Source organism: Leptolyngbya sp. 'hensonii' (assembly GCF_001939115.1).
Taxonomy (GTDB): domain Bacteria; phylum Cyanobacteriota; class Cyanobacteriia.
The window spans coordinates 40,907-61,233 of record NZ_MQTZ01000004.1; the positions used below are offsets into that span (position 1 = coordinate 40,907).

Genomic DNA, 20,327 nt, shown 5'->3' on the forward strand with positions numbered 1-20,327 from the left:
ATTAGAGCATAGAGGTTAGAGCATAGAGGTTAGAGCATAGAGGTTAGAGCATAGAGGTTAGAGCATAGAAAAGAAGATTTTGAGCGATCGCGCCGTAGCAGATGGCGAGAACGATCGAGCATATCAGATTGAGATCTGTAAATTAGCTAAAGAAAGGTTAGCTAGCAAAGAAGGGAGCTGAAACAGGTCTCAATTGCTTCAAAGGGTTTTTTGCAGGGTTGTTGGAGATAGCACCATCAGTAAAGTTTAAGCTCTATGCAGTGAATCCCACTTCATGAGAGCAAAAGATTAAGCACAACGCACAACTCAACCTAATCGCAGCCTCCTGATCGCTAGGGGCATGGGAAATTCAAGGATTGAGGAAATACACCATGACACCCGATTATCTCATCGTAGGGAGTGGCTTATCTGCACTGGTCTTTGGAGCCCTGATGGCCAAAGCCGGGAAAACGGTGCAAATCCTGGAAGCCCATGAGCACCCTGGTGGCTTTGGCCACACCTTCACCATGGCCAAGAAGTATAAGTTTAATGCCCAGCTTCACTATGTTTGGGATTGCGGCGAAGGACATACGGTGAATCGGGTGTTGAAGAAGCTGGACTTAGATCAGATCGTCACTTTTGAGCGATATGATCCTCAAGGCTTTGATCACATGCGGATGCCCGGTTACGCACTGGATATTCCCTCAGATCCTCAAGACCTGATTCAGCGGCTTTCTGACCTGTTCCCAAAGGAAGGGGAGGCGATTCGGAAGTTTATCCACGAAGTTCAGAAAACCAGTCAGGGCTTGAAGCGCCTCTCCCCTCCAGTCCAACCCTTGGAACTGCTGCAGCATCTGGGTGAAGTGACGAGTACCTTAAGGTATCTCAACAGTACGCTGCAGGACGTTTTTGACAAGTTTAACCTGCCCAAAGCGGCCCAAACCCTATTAGCCCTACAATGGCCAGATTTTTTATTACCTCCCGATCAACTTTCTTTTTATGCCTGGGTGATCTTATTTACCGGATATCAACAGGGGGCCTTTTATCCGACTCGCCATTTTGAGCAGGTGATTCAGTCCCTGGTGCAGGAGATTGAAGCCCAGGGAGGCAAGATTCTGTTTAACTATGAAGTCACTGGCTTTATTGTCAAAAATAGCTCTGTGACTGGAGTCCAAGCCATCAATCTCAAAACCAAAACAACCACTGAATTTGTAGGCAACACGATCGTCTGCAACATGGATCCGAAAAAAGCGGCTCAGATGATAGGTCTTGAGAAATTCTCCAGGGCAGTCCGCCAGAAACTCAATTATGACTATTCCCCCTCCAACTACATGGCTTACTGTGTGGTTAAGGATTTAGATCTGCGTGCGTATGGATTTGGTAAATGGAATACCTTTCATACGGAGCTTCAGGATTTGAATTATGCCTTTTACAAAATGTATGAAAAGCATGATTTCTCCAAGCCCAGTTTTGCAATCACGACCCCTACCTTGCTAACAGAATATCAGCGCGACTGTCCAGAAAACTGTCAAATCATTGAGTTTTTGACAGTTGCTAATTATGCCTATTTCAAGGCCCTAAAAGAACATGATCCAAAAGCTTACAGGCAGAAAAAGGCAGAAATTCTGGATGCTATTTTGGATGTGGTTGAAAAACACTATGTCCCCAATTTTAGACAACATATTGTCTTTAAAATTACGGGAACTCCAACGACCAATGAGCGATTTTGCTGGTGCCCCAATGGGAATTCCTATGGTTCAAGTCTGACCCCTCGCAATATGGGCATGGACAGGTTAGATTACCGCACTTCTTTAAAGAATTTCTATTTTTGTAATGCCTCATCGGGCTATCCAGGATTCGCGGCTACATTTTGGACGGGGGCATTGTTGTATCAAAAATTGTCTGGAGATGTGGTTTTAGGCAAAGGTTAAACATGGTGAGATATGAAAATAGCCATTATCGGGGGTGGGGCCAGCGGCATGGTGACAGCATACTTGCTCGACAAAAAGGGCCATCATGTGACCGTATTTGAGAAACAACCTATCTTGGGGGGGCATATCCGGACCCTCAATTATAATGTGCAACCTAACCAATCTGACTGTAATCAGCGTTTGGAATGCGGGGTCCTCGAATTTCCCCGTGTGTTTCACAATTTTCTGGATTTGATGCAGGAATTGAAAGTTGAATTAGAACCTGTTGATTTGGGTTCAGCCTTGTATCTCAAAGGGGGGCGTCATTTTCTATCCTCTGGGGTGATCCGCAAGAATTTTACTGGGATGCGTTGGCTGATCGAATCTCTACGGTTGGATACGTTGTATGCCCGATCGGCTGGATTTTGGGTTAACACAAGATTTGCCAATCAGAAAGACTTTTATCATCACCCTCTTTCGCAATACCTGAAGCGCCAATGTATTCGAAATCGCTGGCTGAAATTGCTCACGATGTATAGCTATTCAATGCCATTTGAACTGATTGACAATTTTCCAGCAGAACTCGCCATTCCAGCACTACGAGACTATATTTTTGTCAACTGGGTCAGAATTAAAGATGGGGTCTATTCCTATATTGACAAGATCTTGAAATCCTTCCAAGGGGACATTTTTCTCAATGTTGAGATTGCAGGGATTTTTAGAACACCGGATGCGGTGAAAATCATGGGCACAAATGGGGAGATAGGGATCTTTGACAAACTGGTTTTTGCGACCCCCCCGGATCAGGTGATGAAGCTGTTGGCTGACCCAACGGACGCAGAAGCCAGACGGTTTTCAGCCTGGAAGGCAAACTGGATGAGAACTGTGATCCATACGGATACTTCCATGTATTCCCAGTATGGGATTCGGCAATTTTCAGAATTTGACTTTTTTGAAACAGACAGGGGCTGGGGATATAATGCTTACTTGAATCAGCTTTGCGGCCTCTCCTCCTCCCAGGCCTATAGTTTGGCATTTGATCTGGATAGCTTGATTGCAAAAGATAAAATTCTGCATATCCAGGAACATCACACCCCTTTATATACGGTTCAGTCTTTCCGATATAGAGACGAAGTAAGGGATACCAATGGTGAGAACAATACTTACCATGTTGGTGCCTACCTGGGCGATGGCTTGCATGAAGGCGCGATCGTTTCAGCCCAGCGGGTCGCCCAGTTGATTGGGTAGGTGCATTCGAATCAGAAGAATGGGGGAAGGTTGCCAAAGCCAACGAAGCCGCAGCCAACCAACTGGTTCATATGCAACAGGAATTGCAAATCATCCGCACTGAAGTTCATCAGGCGTTGCTGAATAGAAGTATGATTTTCGTGCTTGAGCCTTATGCAGCCCTCACCCTAGCCCTCTCCCAAAGGAGAGGGAACAAGAGTTTTAGCTCCCTTCTCCTGCGGGAGAAGGGTTGGGGATGAGGGTATTCATATTTGCATTCAGCAAAGCCGTTCATCAATGGCAGGGACAGGCAGAAGCAAATCATCAGCTCTTTCAAGTAGAGCAAGAGAAACATCATCAGGTCTTGTCCTGGTACCAGGCTGAGCAGGAGAAACCCCAGTCTTAAGTAATCGGGTGAGATTAGTTATAAAAATGGGGGTCTGGGGGCTTTTGCTGGCGCAACGCTTCGCGAACGCCCCCAGGAAGGGGGCATGCCCCCTTCACCCCTACACTTATCCTCGATTTAATTGTGCCGACCTACTTACATTGCACTCTACACTGAGGAAAAGACCAGGGCGGACGATCTATTGGTCCAATTCCAGCAGGCTCAGACTCAGACCCAGCACTACATGACCCTGTATCAGGAAGCGCAAACTCAGCTCACGGTAGAGCGGCGATCGAAAGCCGGAATCAAAGGCTGGGAAACTTGCCGGAAGTGGGAGAACGAGGTTAAAAACAGTCCATGACCCAATCGGGTCATGGAGGCAGATCTACGATCTGAATTCATCATGCTCCAGATCATTGGGTTGGCATCAACTTATCTGCTGTTAAAAAACCAGCTACACACCATGTTCTGAGCCATACCAACCGGGGAATCTTGGGAAAATTCGGCGAGAGCAGTGACTTCATCACTCTGACTGTAACCACCCTTCTTCAGGTAAGCACGGGTTGAAAGAAGYGTCAGGGTATTGCGATAGCAGTTGGTTTCAAAGATAAAAGAAGTGGCCCTAGAGTCCTCTGCTAAAGATCCATCGGCATAAAGCTGGAAAATTGCGCCATATCGGGTTGTTTCGGAGTTGCCGATCGACCAGGTTATGCCATTACGTTTAAGTAAGAAAGTGGTCTGATCTTCTGCAGCAGCCTTGAGAGGCAGACTGGTTAGCAGCCCTACTGCAAGGAGGGTAAGTGCGGTGAAAGATTTGTACATAAACTTTTCCCAGAAATCTTTCTGAGGTTAAAGATGGATGTCCCTTGATAGCTTCGAGATCCTCGCTGAATCCCTTCCGTCAGATCGCTGAATGTAGTCTCCAATGGATGAGAATGCTGTAATCTGACACCCACGAATCGAGCCACCTGAACCACTACTGACCATGAGTGATGACCTGCAACGGCACCCTCTGTGCAAGAGAACCAGACATCTTTTCCGGGTGCTGGGTCTGCTTGTGTCAGGGCTGTTGTTTCTCTTCCTGATCACGATCAATCTGGTGGCCACGATCGTGGTCCATGTGCCCATGCCTGCTGTGGGTGAGAACCAGTTCGATGCAGCGATCGTGCTGGGCTACCCGGCCCAAGCGGATGGCCAACCCAGCCCTATACTGGCCCAACGGGTGCGGAAGGGGGTGGAACTATTCGGTGGAGTTCTAGACATGTGGATAGGATTCGCCCAACCCCTTTAAGTGAAGGAGTTTTAGGGTATGCGTCCACAGGTCTACAACACGACCAGGAACCTGATTACGGCGGCTGTCCCCTGATTGCCAACAATATGGGTCAATCGAAGGGACAAGAATATTTTGGAGATGAACCTTACCACCAGACCTGTCCCAATTTCCCTCCAGCTTCTTCAGATCGCTAATTTATACTTGCCCGATCGCACCCTATTGAGAAGTACTCCTCCCCTCTCGTAACATCCGTTCAATTGCCTCCACTCGCCGTTGTAGAGCTGCGAGTTGATCCTCTGCACTGGGTGGCTTGAGATAAGCCAGCAGAGCCTCGATCGCAATCTCAGATCGATTCCTTCCTTCAGCCTCTTTCTGTTTGATCAGGGTATCGAGTTCTAGGGGAATACGAACGCTCAGGAGTGGGTTAGGCATGATGACAGTCTGATGACGAAATGGATGATTTTCTGATGACACCCTCTTGAAACTCTGTCATCACCCGTCATCAATGCCTGATGACAGGGTGTGATGACAAGACGATGACAAAGAGGAGAGAGCTGATGACATTGTGCCCAAGGTATTTTTTCCAGAGAGACCGCCATTGTGCGGAATTATTTTTCCCTTCTCCAGCCCTTTCATAGGTGCAACTTATCAGTTGAGCAGAGCTGACGGAAGAATGCGGGTTGTAGCCCTGTGCGATTCATAAGTTCTACTAAAGTCTGCTGATTTTGTTCTTGGGGACCCATCAGTACCCCTAAAATGGGCTACTTTTCGCTGAAAACTGTCTGAAAAATAAGCATTTTTCAGACAGTTGGGTAAAATAGGACAAATGCACCAAATTAGACCGTGCTCTCCCCAGAACGATCGCTCCTTCGCAAACCAAATTCTGCTTACCGCAGTCGGGAGTACCTCACCTTCAGTGAAGTGTCCCAACTGATCGCCGCTGCCGAATTGCGGGGACGACATCCCCTGCGCGATCGCACCCTGCTGCTGCTCATGTTCCGCCATGGCCTCCGAGCTGGGGAAGCTGCACCCCTGCGCTGGGATGCGGTCATGTTGGACGATCGGAGCATTGCGATCAACCGGCTGAAACACAGCGTCAGTGGGGTGCATCGCCTCCAAATGGATGAGGTGGAAGCCTTACGGGAGCTGAAGGAGAAGTATCCCGACTCCTACTATCTCTTTGTGAATGAGCGAGGAATCTATCTTTCAACCGGTGCGATCGCGAAGATTATCGATCGGGCTGGAAAGCTGGCAGAGTTACCGTTACCCGCCCATCCCCACATGCTGCGCCACTCCTGCGGCTACTACCTGGCAGAGCAGGGCCTGCCCACCAGGGACATTCAGGAATACCTGGGGCATCGCAATATTCAGAACACCGTCAGGTATACGGCTGGGAACCCTGCCAGGTTTGATAGGATTCAGTGGCAGCCGTGTCAGTATTGATGGAATATAAGTGGTGGGTTAACCTTGGTTTTTGAGGCATTTCCCTATCTTGCCCTCAATTGCCTTTTTAGTCAGTTCTCTGAGGCTTAAAAGATGCTGATTTACTTCCTCAATTGTCTGTTCAAAGGTTTTGCCACGACGAACATGAGCGATTTCATTCCTTAATTTTGTATAGATAGTTTCAATCTCTTCCCGTATTCGGATCAGCTTTTTGAAGGTTTTGACATCAGGTTGAGCTGACTGAATAAATTTGTCTACTTTTTTCTGTTTATCACCAAAGATTTGTAGAAGAATACTGTAGAGAAACATGTATTCAGCAATGACATCTTTACTTTGAATAGCAATTCTATATTGCTTGTAGTATGTATCTCCAAGTCTATGGAAAGGCATTTTTAGAAGTGCTGTTAACTTGTCGGGTGAGACAGTTAGCACATTTACAATCCGAATAGATTCGTGATCCTCAACTGTAGGATTCCTTGTATTTAATATCTTTTCTTGTCCATCAGAACGGACTGATACGATATCGACACTACATAATTGAGACTTTCCAATTCTCAAATCATAGAAGTAAGCAATTTTATTTAAGATACTTGGGATATATTTGTTCGCTATTGCACAGGCTGCTTCACTAGATTCGGGGTGATTAATAATTGCCTTCAGAAGCATAAAACCTGGCTGGTCATCAAGAAGAATAATGTCTTCCAAAGAGTTTATTTGAATAGGAATATGCATTTGGGAAAATCTTGGATTCTCTCCCTTTTCAACTTGATACCAAACATGTGCCTGCTTTTTCATATTCGTTCACTATGCATCCAGACTGCACTGAGGAAAATTACATTGAACGCTATACCCAGGCGATGTACTTGCTGGAGGGCTGGGAGCTGATCATCCAGCCAACGAATTTGGGCATTAGGATGAAGCTGTTGAGCGTACGATCGCATTGCTCTGAAGCCTCAACAGCAATCACCTCATGGCCCTGTTGGGCGAACCAGGCTGCATCTTGTCCACTTCCAGATTCAACATCCAAAACCAAACTGGGATGGGTGGGTAGGAGATCTACGAGCCAGCCATGCACCTGCTGGAAGGAGAAAGTTGCATATTGAGGTGAGATCGTGGCTGCATCTTACTCATCCCAATAGCTTGAGGTCATGGGAACGCTACTTTAGCGCGTCTGCAACCACTGRCGTAAGTCATCCAGACCCGTGAAGTCAAGCAGGGCCTCTCCCAGATCCTCCAGTTGGGCCAGGGACAGAGTCTGCAGTTGGGATTCAAGTTCATTGGGGAGAACACCAATGCGACGGGTAAGCAGGCGCAAGACAAAGGTTAAGGCTTCTTCTTGTCTACCTTCTTGTCTACCCTCTTGTCTGCCTTCCTGAAGAATATCTTGATAGATTACAGATTCACGCATGGCCCTCTCCCGAAACAGTTGACGAATGATCGTTTTCTTAAATCGTAAGCCTGCCAGCAACTGGGTGTAAGCAGACACCTCTCGCTGCTGTTGCATTGATTCTATCCTGCTTACCTGTTGTGCCGTCTGGGCCAGGAGCTGTTCCGGATTGGCAGCCGCAGCTAAGGGAGCCAGGGGCAAGAGTGCATTRTCCTGCAAGAAAAGGGCCGGGTCCTGTTCCCACATCGGGATGACGCGATACTCGTGTCGGGTAGAAGCAGCTACGAATGCAGTTTCGACCACGGTGCCTTCTGCCGGAGGTGTCAGGAGCACCACGACCTGGGTCACCGGCAGCCGATAGAGACGGTATAACCGGGTAAAGTAATCCAACATCCTAACGGGTAAAGGCGGATCTGACTCCAGTTTGACCTGAAACTCCAGGTGCAGGATCTGCTCTTGCAAACCCAGGAAGATGACCGAATCAGCCCGAATCGGCTCAATACTCAGTTCTGTTTTGAGCACTTCGACGACAGGGGGAGGATAGCCCAGAATCCAGGCGGCAAAGCGATCGGGATACTTCTCTGAGAGCAGTTTGCAGACGTTATCGAAAGACATGCAAGGGAAGTGGCAAGTAGTACAATTCTATCATCCGAAGGCAAGATTCTCAGGGGCGCATCCGTGGCGACGATCGTAACCACACCCTGCTCAGACTGTTGGGACGAAGTTATGGACATCATCGGACCCATTCAAAGGCATAACTTGACGGACCTGTGGGCCTGGGTGCGATCGCGAAGATTATCGATCGGGCTGGAAAGCTGGCAGAGTTACCGTTACCCGCCCATCCCCACATGCTGCGCCACCCCTGCGGCTACTACCTGGCAGAGCAGGGCCTGCCCACCAGGGACATTCAGGAATACCTGGGCCACCGCAATATTCAGAACACCGTCAGGTATACGGCTAGGAACCCTGCCAGGTTTGATAGGATTCAGTGGCAACCGGTAGAGCTGTAGGGGCAAAGCTAAGTCCAGATACCTCTTTAGGATAAGCAGTACCAAACCCCTCAATTTTGGGGGTAGTCAAATACTCCAACTGCTCAGAGATTCTTCTCTAGATGCCATTCTTGATAATGCCTGTTGACGGATTTATAGCAAACTTTCCCAACGGGAAACGCCACCTCTGCCAAAGTGAATCGCATAGGCTACCATCAAATTGTCTAAACATTCAGTCAGCCATGATACTTGGCCTTGGACTTGAACCTCGTAGTACTTAAACATCTCTGCAAAACGTTTAGCAACACGAGCTTTAATCGCATCCAGATTTGTCTGAACAGTACGGCAGAGTAGGACAATCTTAAGCACAAGACCGATAGTATGAGTTGTTCCTAAGTTGCTATTTAAGTCAAGAAAGACTACGTGATTACTACTCAAATGATTAGAATTGCTCAAATTTTTGGGATGAGCAATTAAGGCATCCAACAAGTGCCCGCAAGTTTTTACTAGCAAGGATTCACCAGGGCGATGATGGTCGTTGTGTGGTAAAGCATTGTTTAATTGTTCATGCAACCAAGTGTTGAAATGACGATCACTATAGCCTGGATCAATAGAAGTAGTCAGATAGTTATGAATCTGTTGTTTCACCACAAAATGAGACTGAGCATGGTCAAGGCTTGCAAAGAAGTGTCTTGCTGAGTCTTGGTAACTACGGGAACCTTTTGCCTTACCAGCAAAAAGCTTCACTGCCTGTGTCAGTTGCTGATCACTCAATAGGGTAGGGTTATCATCTGCCATCCTGGTATCAGGATGGCGTAGGCGATTGATGATATAGCGCGATAGATGCTGCTCAAATTGCTTTTCCCGTCGAGCTTGTAATTGTGCAATAGCATACTGTTTTCCATCACCAGTATCATCGTCTTGCAAATAGTAAGGATACAGCGGTGGATATCGGTTAACCAGCTCACTAATTGGCTGTCTAGAATTATCATTGCCTATCTGATCCCTATTCAGGCATCCACCATCTATCCGCAGTCGTTGTTCCAGCATTTCGTACTGCTGGGTTTGAGTGAATGCTTGAGTCAGCTTTCTTAGGCAATCCGTTTCTGGGGTAGTCGATGGCAGAACTGGCTTTGTTTTGAACAGAGCTACCAATCGAGGGGTTGCCTGGTGGATCTCTATTTTCTCCTCCGACCACCAGTTATTGATCAGGATGTAGCAGCATCGGTTGAGGATGTGCTTAAAATTTTGCTCTGACCAGGGTGAATTAAGGATCCGATTTCGCACCTGTAAAATCTCTTGATCTTGATAGCCAACGCCTTCAATAAACAGGTCATTGAAACGTCGCAGTAAGTCATGTGGAGATTCTGCCTTTATGTCTAGCCAATGATTATATAAACGCTCTGAATCACGCTCAAATGCTAGATAGGTGTAGTTTGGATCTGGCATGGTAAATGCTTGCCTGTTATTGCAGTTGAATATGTCAATCTATGGGGACAGTAGATGCATGCCTGAAAATTGAGTTTAGAGAATTGATTATGATTTACTATCCTGAAAAAGATTATAGCTTTGCTTCATATGAAGCTATTGACGTGACAATGACAGTTGCACAACTGTCTTTAGATAGATCAGAGAATGCTGTTTGAGCTGGAATCAGGATCTGGGGCTTTTCAAGGGGACAAAGTAGGAGACTTTTTCGGTCTATCCTTCCTAAAACTCCTATGTAAAGATTGATTAATTACCTTGTGGGCACTGTTGCCATACTTCAAACTCTTGCTTGACTGACATAACTCGGAAGACCCCAAAAAGCTGAGCGTTAGCTGAATCTAGTGAAAGACTTGCTGGCGTTAGGTTTCACCTCGTTCCACCCAACCTACGCTAAAAGATTTGTTAGCCGATCAGTCTCAAACTCTTTCCGAGTGACAAACTCAGTTTCAGATTAATCTATTATCTTTTTTACCTCATTTAGGTTAATTGATTAATGAATAGGGCATGTAATTAAGCGAATATAAGTAACCCGTTGAGCTAACTCTCTGGAGATTGATGGAGTGAAGGAATAAAAAGCTACAATCTATACTGATACGGGATAGAGAATTTAATAATTTGAGGACTTGGCAGTGATCACTTGCTAAGTTCTGAGAATTATGGATCTGAATCTAAATGTATAAATGTAATGGCAGTTTGCTGAAAAAACCATGTGTTTTGCGTTCTTGATGATTTGATACGTAGGCGAAAGCTGACTACATCAGTGCTGATAGCTATATCTCTAGATAAGGGTGTTATTAAAGCGATGGCTCAGGTATTCCCGAATCAGCATCTGAAGGGAATAGTCAGGGGAGCTTAGCTCGATCAGAGATCGCCGCCGCAAAGACAACAAAGCCTCTTGTAGATGCCCATTGGAAATCGATTGTAGTACGTCTTGTAATATATTAAATTTAGTTGGTTCGTGCTGTTCTGTCAAATACTTGAGAATACTGCGCTCCAAATCGGAAAGCCGCTCAAACTGTTCGTCAAACAAGTTACGGAGGATATAATGGGGAATTAGCATTTCTGAGTGATTTAAGAAGCTGGTAATATTGCCATCAAATAGTTCCAGAATATTGGTGGCAATGTGACCGAGGGCAAGCGGATTGCCGCTATAGCGACTGATCAGTGATTGCCAATTACTGTCTGATGTGGCTAAGCATCCTCTGGCTTCCAAAAACTGTCGTCCTTCTAGCCTGCCAAAGCCTTTTAGTCTCCAAGCATAAACGTGAGAATAATCAGTTGTTTCAACATCTCTGATTTTTTCTCGGCTAGTTAGGATAAAGCAACTATTGTGGGCAGTGTTGCCAATGTGCTGGAAAAAATTTTTGTATTCAGCATAGCCATCCTGATAGGAACCATCATGGACACCCGCCTGCAAGAGGACTTCTACGCCATCCAGAATGATCAGACAACGTTGATCGATTAAATAATCTATCAGCCTTGACCAATCGCTACTGTCATCCTGGAAATGGGAGATAAACTGAATCAGATCCCCGGCGAGTACAGATACAGGGGGAGGGTATGCGCCCGACCGAAAATGCTTCAGAGAACGCCAGATTACAAAGTCAAACTGATCGCGGACTTGCTGAGCTAATTTTACTGACAGAAAGGTTTTGCCAATCCCGCCAAGACCGAAAATGATGTTCAGGCGGCATCCCTCAATACAGATTTTTTCCACAAGTTGTTCAAGGGGTGCTTCACGTCCTTGAAAGCCTGACACATCAGGAGCATTGCCCCAACTTGTAAATGGTGCCTTGGAACTAGTCCAGAAATGCCGATTATTGCCCATAGTAGGCTGTAGAACATCAACAGGTGTATTTTGCTCTCTGGCAACTGCTTCTACTGGGCCGCGTAGATTTTTCTTAGTAACCTTTCTTCCTAAAGCTATTGAAAGCATTCGCCACAGTTTGTAGGCGGCATCGCGTTCAATATATTCAATGGTATATCCAGGTAGTGTTTTACAGATTTCTGCATAACTGTGTCCGCACCATGAGCCAGCAAATATTGTCCTTTGCACATCGTTAAGCCTATTCCCAGTTTTAGCCAGTAATACTTCAACAAAGTCAAGTGCTTCTTGTTCATTCATACAACTATCCCAAAACAGGTGCTTCCCTTTTAGTAGTTTAGAGCTGAACTTTCCTGAACTTTCCTGAACTTCCTTGGTTTTTATTTTTCTATACAAAAATTTGTTCTAACCTCAGAACTGAGCTTTTATGAGGTTAGAACAAATGAACTTTTCCGATTGTTGAAGCCTTTAGAAAAGACGAAACTGATGAGTAAGGAGATCATCTGAAATCCTCAATTGCTCTCAAATATCGTCATTTTAGGAAGTCAGGAGAATACTGTATGTTTACTCTAGGCAAACTATTTAAATTGCATTCGTCACTTGCAGTGCAAGATACTCCGCACCAGTCTCAGCAAAATTTTCAGCAAAAGCTGACTCAACCAGATCCAGCACGAGAAGCTATCGTAACGCAACAAATATTGCCGAGAAGAGTAGGCCAAGTGGCATATCAGGGTAGCTGGTGGTTAGCTCGATGTCGGCAAGAGGTGACATTTTATCCTGGTGATATTGTCTATGTCGTCGATCGCTGGAACACCACACTCTATGTAGAACCTGATCCCTTTGCTCATTTGACCAATTCGATATCAGCAGAAACTTTGCCAGCGATTGAATTTGAACCTGAGTTTGAGCGAAATTGAAGTGTCTCCTGAAATTGGATAGTCCCCTTGTGCTGCTTCGATCTATCCTTTTCACACTTTCAGTCTCAATCTGATCGCGATATGCCGGAGCACGACTTTCCTGTTTTGCTGGAAAAGCATTTCTAAGCAACAACCATCTTCCTGAATCTTGACTGCTTCATTCCCTATTCAATTTTTCGGAGCAAACATAATGGGTATTCAACGTGCTTTTTCAATTCAACCCTCGCAGATTTTCATCCAAGGAGCCCATGTAGGAGGGGATACAGACTTTGACGGAAATGGTCCTGATCTGGTTATTGACACTACGGTTATGCGAAGGGGACCTAAACTTTTTGCCAGGGTTAGAGCAACCTGGACGGAAACCAAGCAAGATTTTACAAGATTTGAAGGAGACTCTGGCGATGTTGAAATTTTCAACGTGGATCAGCGTTTTCCCGGATGGAACATCAAGTCAGTTAATGGGAACGAGACCTTTGACTTTACGATGGCTGATCCAACTTTTCGGAGGAGACTATTTGGCCACAATGTGCAACCCCTATTCAGTCACGGTTCAAGCCTTGTGCTGATGTACCAAGTTATCGGTGATAGCGATGGAGGAATATTTGGAGGGGATGATCACCCTGAACTTACAGTAATTTTCCATCCACTAGAGGTTGCCATTGAGCACCCAACCATTGAGGTTCGCCGTCAGCTTAGATGGGAACTACTGAAACCAGTAGCAATTCCCCGCTAATTTTCAGCAGTTTATCTCTTTACCCTAGTAGGGAGTATGGCTCAAACAAATACTCAAGTTGAGCCATACTCCCTGGTGCTCAACTGTTGCACAATGCTCAAGTGCAGGCAGTACTGACAGAGGAGGTGAGTGTCGATGAGATGTAGTCCTTAGTCTCAAAAAACAACGGCAATGTTTCCCAGAGGAGTTAGAGGTTGGGGATTGCTGGATTGGGGTGAGTCTTGCCGATTCCAAGGGCTTGATTTTAGCGGCGCGAGTGGGCAAACACACCGACGAGTTGATTGAGGCACTGGTGGTCAGTACAGAAGGGAAAACAGAGTGCAAGCAGTGGAACAGTGATGATTGAGGTGGGTATGAACGAGTCTTACCTCCGGAAATCGAGCATTACATTGGTAAGGACCAGACCCAATGCTTGCAACTGACTCAGGGCATTATCAGGCAACAGACGGGGCGGTGGCATCGACGACAAAACAAGTTTGGCAAGCTATGGGAGCAGACGAAAGTGACGACCCGGTTAGGGGTGAGCTATTTCAATTGGATTTGGCAGCATAGTCACTTCAAAACAACTGCGGATTAACGAGCAGGTTTAGCTCTACAGCCCTGGACTTGGCATGACCTCTCACTTATCCAACTATTGGTTGAGGGACTACCAAATGATTGAAAGACGCTACAGTTTACTATTTAGACTAACAGTTCATTTATTGAAGTACTTTCTTCTAGCGGTATGTGGTTTCACGATCACTTGCTTGTTATCAGAAACGATGGGAGCTATACACGCTGTCCAAATGATTGTACAGATGATGGGTCCGTGGCTGTTACGCTCAGCCGTCGTAATTATCTGCTTCATGGGAATGGCTATTATCTTGGAATCAATTCGCCAATAGGAATAAAGTCCCCAAAACCTATCATGTGTATCCAAAAATATAAAATCTTACACTCAAGAACAACGGATAGTATAAACATATACACCACCAATCTCATCGCTCCGGTCTTGAGGTCCGATTCGTTCTTTACCTTCAATTATAAAGCCAGCTTGAGTTAGCAATTCTTCGTAGCGCCTACACGAAACTTTGAAGTCACCAACTTTTTCAAGTCCAGATTGCAAAGCCTGGGACTCAAGCTGAACAAGGATTTTGTCTCCAATTTCTTTGGCTTTTTCAATGATGTGATTGTGGTAATCTCTTAGGGCTTCTCTATAATCAGCCTCATCCCCAGGGTCGTGTTCTCGCAAGAATTCATCTCCTACAAGTACTAAGGCACCTGGCTTAAGATTACGCTTGACGTTTTTGAAATATCTTGCCTTATCTCTTTCTCGGATATGGTGATCGGCAAATGAGGAAAAGATGCAATCAAACTTTCCTGGAGGATCGAACTTGCGGCTATCTTCGTGAAGAGCCTTCACTCGGTTTTTTTGATCTCGAAATCGGTATTCCAACTTTTTATAGCAATGCCAATCAATTTCAACTGCCACAATTTCATTAATACTGGTCTGTTGGGCTAAGCGGCTTGTGAAAATACCTGTTCCTGCTCCAAGCTCTAGTACACGATACGACGTCGAGCTTGAGGGAAAGTGATGTGAGAAAATCTCTATCATTCGATTCATCATCTCACGATAGTACGCATGATTCTCTTCATGCTGATCATAGTCTTCCACATCAATGTAGGAAGACATTTCTATGGTTTTTCTATCATAAGTTTCAAGACTAGTAGGATTAAAAATGTTCTCTGTCAGCTGCTTAAATTCATCATCACTCATTCTTTGGCGTGGCAAAGGTACTGAATGTCTAATAATTTTCTCTATAATTCTTTCATGCTCGTCAAGTATACTTGGATCGGTATTAAATCGAATAAGTTGTTGATATGTATCGTAGTCTGATAAGAGTTTGCCATTTGAAGTTTCAATAATTGAGAAATCTTTTGCATAAAGGCTAAATTCTTTACTTAACTGAGTATAGCTTATTGCATATACATGGTAATGACTTGCATGATTTTGAAGTGTTTCACTCATCTGAGTGAGCTGTTTCTCAGAAGTGAAGACGAAAATACGAGTGTTCATCTTATTGGAAGTGCGTAGAATCTCTTTTCCCTGTGCTTGCTGCCAAAATTCCTCTTCAATATTTACGAGAGCAACTGCTTTCACTACCGGATTTAAATTCCGCTGCAAGGAAATAAGATATTGAGGATATTGAGAGGCAAGAGCAGTATATACAACAGAATTAGTATATGTGGAGGGTTTTATTAATCGATTCTGCATCTCTCGATAGGTATCGAGAACAACTTGTTGCATACAAGCATTTTCACGAATGTGGGAATATTTCTTGAGTTCATCTGCCCCCCTCTGGATCTCATCAATCGTCTGATCCATTTCTATTAAGTATTTGTCTGGAAACTGATATCGACGATCAAAAATTTCTTTTAAACGAGGGAATGCTCGTTGCACTCTATCCTTACACTCTTCTCTGGTGCGATGCCCAGTCGTCATTTCTGTTAATAAAGTTATCCAATCTTCCATTTGCGTACCATTCATTTTTTGAAGCTGCGCAAGAGGATTAGTTAAGGTTTCACCAAAGTTAATTAGCTTGCAATTCCTCAATCTGCCAAATAGAAACCCTACTTCAAAATTGATCCACGGTCTTCTAGAGGAACCTGGCAACAAGCAGACGACGCCATATTTAGCGGACTCTAATGCCTCTTGAGTTTCTTGAAACCAGCTTGCACCTTGTGTAATTCTTCCGGATACCCAAGGCTCAAGTTGGGCAAAGCTTAGCATTCCTATTCTGTCTTCACTCAAACATTCAGCAATCTCTTTGCCTAATTCTCCTGTCCAGGCGATAAAGACTCTTTCTTTAGATTGGGGGCTCATCTGACTTCTCCTGAAATTAGAATCTGCATCGGGAAAAATAGAAATAAGATTTAAGCTGAGAAAATAGAGTCAACCATACCTACGCCAAACGCTTCTTCTCCAGCTTGTAATTTTCCTTGTGTAGGCATAGCTATTAGGAAGGGTTGGCTCAAAGAGATGGATTGAGGACCATCATAAGCAACAACTTCGTTGGCTTTTATTAGATCGAGATTCTTGAAATGGCGAGTGAAGTAAAAATGCTCAGTATTTGCCTTAATGATTTGCTCGATCCGAACAAATGATCGAGTTTTTGGTACTAGTGGTTCAATTGTAGGTAACATGCCAAGGGCTTGTAGCAGATGAAGCGAAGCGCAGTAAGCTACTTTGTCGGTTTCTAATTCTCCAGTTTTGCCACATTCAGCAATAATGCCAACACCTCCTAAACGATCAACTTCATTAATTAGCATGGTATGTTGCCGGTGAATTTCCCAGCCTTGTGTGTATACTTCAAGACTAAGCATCTCAAAAAATCGTAGGTGATTTATTGTGTTAGCTCCTGCGCAAAATGGGTGAGTAGGAGCAGAAGTAGAATGCAAGTCAAGAAGATAATCAATTCCGACTAAGTGAGATGCAAGATGCTTAGCAAGTTGTGCTTCATAGCCATAAGCATATGCGTTGTGAAAGCATCTGTTTAAATCAAAATCAATAAACCTTTTTTGTAGTCGTACTGCTTCTAGATTTGCGATTAAAGTAAACAATCGACCGCGCAATAACTTTGTTCCAGACAACAACTGCTGTTGTAGCATAGAAATTGCATGTAACCCACATGTTTCATTGCCATGAACACCACCAGAGATACAAACTGTTGGACCAGTTTTACCTGTATCAAATACCGCTAAGTTAAATCCCTGTGAAGTGGTAATTACCTGCATGCAAACTTTTCCGCTATGAATTCTCTTTTTCTGTACTGGAGACGGAGCTACTGCTTGAAGATAGTAAAACCAGCATATATAGCTAGACCTAGATATAACAAAGCAATGCTGAGAGGAACGTATTTCTCAACTTTAGATAAACGCTGATACTGCTTTGTTTTCTTTTCTATTTGCCATTCCCTGGCATAGCAAGGAAAGGGCAAATGTAATTCCATTTCTTCAATAACCTTAAACTTTAGTGAATTCAGTTGCTTGTAAGAATTGATATTGACATACCATACAAAGCACAGAAAAACTCCGAGTAGGGATCCAAGTAGTAAAAATGAACCTTCAGAACCAGGAAGGATTTTCTTTTCAATCAAAATTGCAATTACTCCGAACAGGGCAGAAAGTAGAGAGATATAGAATTGACTTGCTTGAATCCTTCTAGCACTTATTCGATCTGTCATTTCTACATATAGTTTGTACTCTTCCAGCAAGTGCCCATAATAGTCGCCTCCATAGCTATCAGGGCTAGCAGGTAGCTCGGTATCGCTGTCTATACTCTGTTGTGGCTGTTGATGGGACATTGCACCTTCTCTTACAACTTTTAGATAGCAATGGCTTAAATTAGTAATTTTAAGTAATAGAAGTATAATACATCCTTCCTTGATTGTTGTGATGTGACGAGAGAACAATACTTAGAGCTCGAACTATCGATTACTTCCTGCTAACGCAGAGTGATGATGGTGAAACCTAGCTCCTACGCTGCTTTCTAAACTCCCACGGCATTATCGGGCTACTCTGATTCCAAAACCCCAACCGCTTCTGCTTTGCCTTAGCCTCAGCCTGCAAGTATTGATTCTTCGTCTCCCGGCAACCATCCAGAAACTGTTGATACACCACAGCCTTCCCCTCCTGCACCATCCACAGGTTGACGGAGCGATTCCCCAGGTACAGCTCAGCCACCGTGCGACCGTACTGATCTGTATTAATCACTCGCATCTGGACAGCTTGCCCTACGGGTAGCTTCTGCTTTAGCCATGTGGCAGATTGCTCACCCCAAGGGGCCTGTGCCTGCTCCGGAGCGTCAATACAGCCCAGGTGGACTGTTACGATTCTGCCTCGATCGTTGACTCGCAGAGTGTCCCCATCTCCTATGCTGACGATAGTGACTGGGGTATTAGACTGAGCGATCGTGGGGGAAACTGCGACAAGGATTGMGATCGTCGCTGCAAAAACTGATTTCATCACCTTTTATCTAACCTGGATTGAGCTATTATCCTTTTTGCCATAATGCAGGCAGCAATAGCTCGTCTCCCCTAAAAGAATTTATGACAACCCTGGTTATCCGTCCCATGCAGCGCTCTGACCTGGAACTGGCCATCTCCTGGGCAGCCCAGGAAGGCTGGAATCCCGGCTTGCAGGATGCAGCCAGCTTCTATGCCACGGACCCCCATGGCTTCTTCATCGGAGAATACGCTGGAGAACCCGTGTCCTGCATCTCTGCCGTTGCCTATGGTCAGACCTTTGGGTTCATGGGCTTCTACATYGTCCGGCCCGAATTCCGGGGTCGGGGCTGGGGTTGGCAGACCTGGCAGCAGGGGATGAGCTACCTGGGCGATCGTAATATTGGCCTGGATGGGGTCCTGGCCCAGCAAGAGAACTATCGCAAATCGGGCTTTTCCCTGGCCTATCGCAATATTCGGTATCAGGGCACCTTTCCTGACCTGGCAGCTCCAACCCCCTCCCTCTCACCMSTCTCCGAAATCCCCTTTGAGGAGCTGGTTGCCTTCGACGCTCAGTTTTTCCCGGTTGAACGACGATCGTTTCTACAAGCCTGGATCACCCAAACCGGTTCCATTGGCTTAGCCAAACGCCAGGGAAAAAACCTGGTGGGCTACGGGGTAATCCGGCCCTGCCAGGTGGGATGGAAGATTGGTCCCCTGTTTGCCTGGGATGGGGCGATCGCGGCGGAATTGTTGCAAGGACTGGTTGCCCATGCTTCTGGCGAGACCTGTTTTCTGGATGTGCCAGAGGTAAACCCAGCAGCGCTGCAACTGGTTGAAACTTACCAGATGTCCCCCGTCTTTGAAACAGCCCGCATGTATACCCAGGCTTCTCCCCAAGTCAGAATCGAGGGAATTTTTGGCGTGACGACATTTGAGCTGGGCTGAACGAACGATCGCACCCCCTCCATAGCAAAAGCCCCACAGACTGCCTGTAGGGCTGAGGGACAGACTGGATCTACACTTCGGCAGGCTGTTTATCTGCCTGGGCATCCAGCCAGCCTTGATACGCATCCCGATCGTCCCCAAAGGAATCGAGAGAGACTTGACGCTCTGGCATGGGTTGCAGGGGAGCATTGATTGGACTGTACTTGCAATAACAAATCACGACCAGATCAAACTCACCCATGGGGACATCAGGGGTGTAGGTTTCTACCCTGGTCACTTCCCAATCACCCTGGCGATAGTGAGTGCTGTAGCCATGCTCCTGTGGGTCATGCAAAGCATCCACCCGCACAAACTCAGTTGGGCGATATCCTGGTTCCGGAATGGGCTGATCGGAAGAATCAAAGGATTCAGCCAAAATCCGCGTCAATCCTTGGGTGTGCTGCAACTTCCGTTCTTTCCAGCCCGGTTCACGCTTTTCAGCCCGAAAGATAATGTACTTACGCATCAGCCTTCCTCCTTGTCAGTTTCATAATAAGATTTCGGAAACTCAGTTTTACCATCAAAAACACAGTCCACCTCAAGCACTGGGTCTGATGTTTCCTCAATCCGCTTCAATTCCCAACCATACTTCTGCTCCATCTCTTCGCAGCATCCTTCATCAACGGCTGCATGTCTGGAAACATTTTCTTCCTCGTCATACCTGGATTTTGGCATGATCAATAGGCTCCTTTGTTGCTAACACAACTGAGGAGAAGCCGTCTTGGCGTTGTGCTGGACCCACTTCGTCAAGGCGCATCTCTAGTACTGATGTATTTTACTATGCCTACACTGTGCTGGATAA

At 45.6% G+C, this 20,327-nt stretch carries 23 protein-coding genes; 10 read left to right on the forward strand and 13 right to left on the reverse strand.

All coding sequences use genetic code 11. The annotated features are described in order from the left end of the window. Nucleotides 1-371: 371 nt before the first annotated feature. The 3 genes from BST81_RS02110 (at nt 372) to BST81_RS27860 (ending at nt 3,862) form a co-directional block, all read left to right on the forward strand. Nucleotides 372-1,910 (forward strand): NAD(P)/FAD-dependent oxidoreductase, encoded by a 1,539-nt coding sequence (locus BST81_RS02110; RefSeq protein ID WP_075596899.1) that lies wholly within the window; start codon nt 372-374, stop codon nt 1,908-1,910. 12 nt (nt 1,911-1,922) lie between these two features. Beyond that, nucleotides 1,923-3,137, forward strand: a complete 1,215-nt coding sequence (locus BST81_RS02115; protein ID WP_075596900.1) for an FAD-dependent oxidoreductase — start codon at nt 1,923-1,925, stop codon at nt 3,135-3,137. Nucleotides 3,138-3,643: 506 nt separating this feature from the next. Then, nucleotides 3,644-3,862, forward strand: coding sequence for a hypothetical protein (locus BST81_RS27860; protein WP_171974638.1), 219 nt, complete (start codon nt 3,644-3,646; stop codon nt 3,860-3,862). A gap of 71 nt (nt 3,863-3,933) precedes the next feature. Here the strand turns inward: BST81_RS27860 and BST81_RS02120 are convergent, their stop codons facing one another. After that, nucleotides 3,934-4,323 carry a hypothetical protein gene (locus BST81_RS02120; RefSeq protein WP_075596901.1) on the reverse strand — a complete coding sequence of 130 codons (390 nt, stop codon included), beginning with the start codon at nt 4,321-4,323 and terminating at the stop codon, nt 3,934-3,936. Between the two features lie 163 nt (nt 4,324-4,486). On the opposite strand from BST81_RS02120, the gene BST81_RS02125 reads away from it, so the two are divergent. Beyond that, nucleotides 4,487-4,792 (forward strand): hypothetical protein, encoded by a 306-nt coding sequence (locus BST81_RS02125; RefSeq protein ID WP_143780185.1) that lies wholly within the window; start codon nt 4,487-4,489, stop codon nt 4,790-4,792. A gap of 198 nt (nt 4,793-4,990) precedes the next feature. On the opposite strand, the gene BST81_RS02130 is transcribed toward BST81_RS02125, so the two are convergent. Next, nucleotides 4,991-5,206 carry a hypothetical protein gene (locus BST81_RS02130; RefSeq protein WP_075596903.1) on the reverse strand — a complete coding sequence of 72 codons (216 nt, stop codon included), beginning with the start codon at nt 5,204-5,206 and terminating at the stop codon, nt 4,991-4,993. Between the two features lie 411 nt (nt 5,207-5,617). On the opposite strand from BST81_RS02130, the gene BST81_RS02135 reads away from it, so the two are divergent. Further along, on the forward strand, nt 5,618-6,217 hold the full coding sequence (locus tag BST81_RS02135; RefSeq protein WP_075596904.1) for a tyrosine-type recombinase/integrase: 600 nt from the start codon (nt 5,618-5,620) through the stop codon (nt 6,215-6,217). A gap of 18 nt (nt 6,218-6,235) precedes the next feature. On the opposite strand, the gene mauJ is transcribed toward BST81_RS02135, so the two are convergent. The 3 genes from mauJ to BST81_RS02150 form a co-directional block, all read right to left on the reverse strand. Further along, nucleotides 6,236-7,012 (reverse strand): methylamine utilization protein MauJ, encoded by a 777-nt coding sequence (gene mauJ / locus BST81_RS02140; RefSeq protein ID WP_075596905.1) that lies wholly within the window; start codon nt 7,010-7,012, stop codon nt 6,236-6,238. Between the two features lie 49 nt (nt 7,013-7,061). Continuing rightward, nucleotides 7,062-7,292, reverse strand: a complete 231-nt coding sequence (locus BST81_RS02145) for a hypothetical protein (RefSeq protein ID WP_075596906.1) — start codon at nt 7,290-7,292, stop codon at nt 7,062-7,064. A gap of 87 nt (nt 7,293-7,379) precedes the next feature. After that, a complete protein-coding gene (locus tag BST81_RS02150) occupies nt 7,380-8,219 on the reverse strand; it encodes a DUF4351 domain-containing protein (protein WP_075596907.1) in 840 nt (279 codons plus the stop codon). 155 nt (nt 8,220-8,374) lie between these two features. On the opposite strand from BST81_RS02150, the gene BST81_RS02155 reads away from it, so the two are divergent. Beyond that, a complete protein-coding gene (locus BST81_RS02155) occupies nt 8,375-8,614 on the forward strand; it encodes a tyrosine-type recombinase/integrase (protein WP_143780186.1) in 240 nt (79 codons plus the stop codon). A gap of 132 nt (nt 8,615-8,746) precedes the next feature. Here the strand turns inward: BST81_RS02155 and BST81_RS02160 are convergent, their stop codons facing one another. Continuing rightward, on the reverse strand, nt 8,747-10,042 hold the full coding sequence (locus BST81_RS02160) for a hypothetical protein (RefSeq protein ID WP_075596908.1): 1,296 nt from the start codon (nt 10,040-10,042) through the stop codon (nt 8,747-8,749). 41 nt (nt 10,043-10,083) lie between these two features. On the opposite strand from BST81_RS02160, the gene BST81_RS27865 reads away from it, so the two are divergent. Next, a complete protein-coding gene (locus BST81_RS27865; RefSeq protein ID WP_171974639.1) occupies nt 10,084-10,239 on the forward strand; it encodes a hypothetical protein in 156 nt (51 codons plus the stop codon). Between the two features lie 620 nt (nt 10,240-10,859). On the opposite strand, the gene BST81_RS02165 is transcribed toward BST81_RS27865, so the two are convergent. Next, complete coding sequence (locus BST81_RS02165; protein WP_143780187.1) at nt 10,860-12,206, reverse strand: hypothetical protein; 1,347 nt, start codon at nt 12,204-12,206, stop codon at nt 10,860-10,862. A gap of 260 nt (nt 12,207-12,466) precedes the next feature. Between BST81_RS02165 and BST81_RS26895 the strand changes: the two genes are divergently transcribed. Together BST81_RS26895 and BST81_RS02175 are read left to right on the forward strand one after the other, a co-directional pair. After that, complete coding sequence (locus BST81_RS26895; protein WP_083636586.1) at nt 12,467-12,823, forward strand: NfeD family protein; 357 nt, start codon at nt 12,467-12,469, stop codon at nt 12,821-12,823. A gap of 190 nt (nt 12,824-13,013) precedes the next feature. Continuing rightward, nucleotides 13,014-13,556: a hypothetical protein gene (locus BST81_RS02175; RefSeq protein ID WP_075596911.1), complete on the forward strand. Its 543-nt coding sequence runs from the start codon at nt 13,014-13,016 to the stop codon at nt 13,554-13,556. A 937-nt stretch (nt 13,557-14,493) separates the two neighbouring features. On the opposite strand, the gene BST81_RS27290 is transcribed toward BST81_RS02175, so the two are convergent. The 4 genes from BST81_RS27290 to BST81_RS02205 form a co-directional block, all read right to left on the reverse strand. Beyond that, the gene (locus tag BST81_RS27290; RefSeq protein ID WP_075596913.1) at nt 14,494-16,419 is read right to left on the reverse strand and encodes a class I SAM-dependent methyltransferase; all 1,926 of its coding nucleotides are present in this window, start codon (nt 16,417-16,419) and stop codon (nt 14,494-14,496) included. A 50-nt stretch (nt 16,420-16,469) separates the two neighbouring features. Continuing rightward, nucleotides 16,470-17,330, reverse strand: coding sequence for a succinylglutamate desuccinylase/aspartoacylase family protein (locus BST81_RS02195; RefSeq protein ID WP_075596914.1), 861 nt, complete (start codon nt 17,328-17,330; stop codon nt 16,470-16,472). 47 nt (nt 17,331-17,377) lie between these two features. After that, complete coding sequence (locus BST81_RS02200) at nt 17,378-17,899, reverse strand: hypothetical protein (protein ID WP_075596915.1); 522 nt, start codon at nt 17,897-17,899, stop codon at nt 17,378-17,380. A 166-nt stretch (nt 17,900-18,065) separates the two neighbouring features. Further along, entirely contained in the window at nt 18,066-18,560 is a 495-nt protein-coding gene (locus BST81_RS02205) for a thermonuclease family protein (RefSeq protein WP_075596916.1), read from the reverse strand. 83 nt (nt 18,561-18,643) lie between these two features. Here BST81_RS02205 and BST81_RS02210 point away from each other — a divergent pair, with 83 nt between their 5' ends. After that, nucleotides 18,644-19,486, forward strand: a complete 843-nt coding sequence (locus BST81_RS02210) for a GNAT family N-acetyltransferase (RefSeq protein ID WP_075596917.1) — start codon at nt 18,644-18,646, stop codon at nt 19,484-19,486. A 70-nt stretch (nt 19,487-19,556) separates the two neighbouring features. Here the strand turns inward: BST81_RS02210 and BST81_RS02215 are convergent, their stop codons facing one another. Both BST81_RS02215 and BST81_RS02220 read right to left on the reverse strand, forming a co-directional pair. Then, complete coding sequence (locus BST81_RS02215) at nt 19,557-19,991, reverse strand: hypothetical protein (protein ID WP_075596918.1); 435 nt, start codon at nt 19,989-19,991, stop codon at nt 19,557-19,559. Continuing rightward, nucleotides 19,991-20,200 (reverse strand): hypothetical protein, encoded by a 210-nt coding sequence (locus BST81_RS02220; protein WP_075596919.1) that lies wholly within the window; start codon nt 20,198-20,200, stop codon nt 19,991-19,993. Before BST81_RS02220 ends, BST81_RS02215 begins: the two co-directional genes overlap by 1 nt. Between the last annotated feature and the right edge of the window lie 127 nt (nt 20,201-20,327).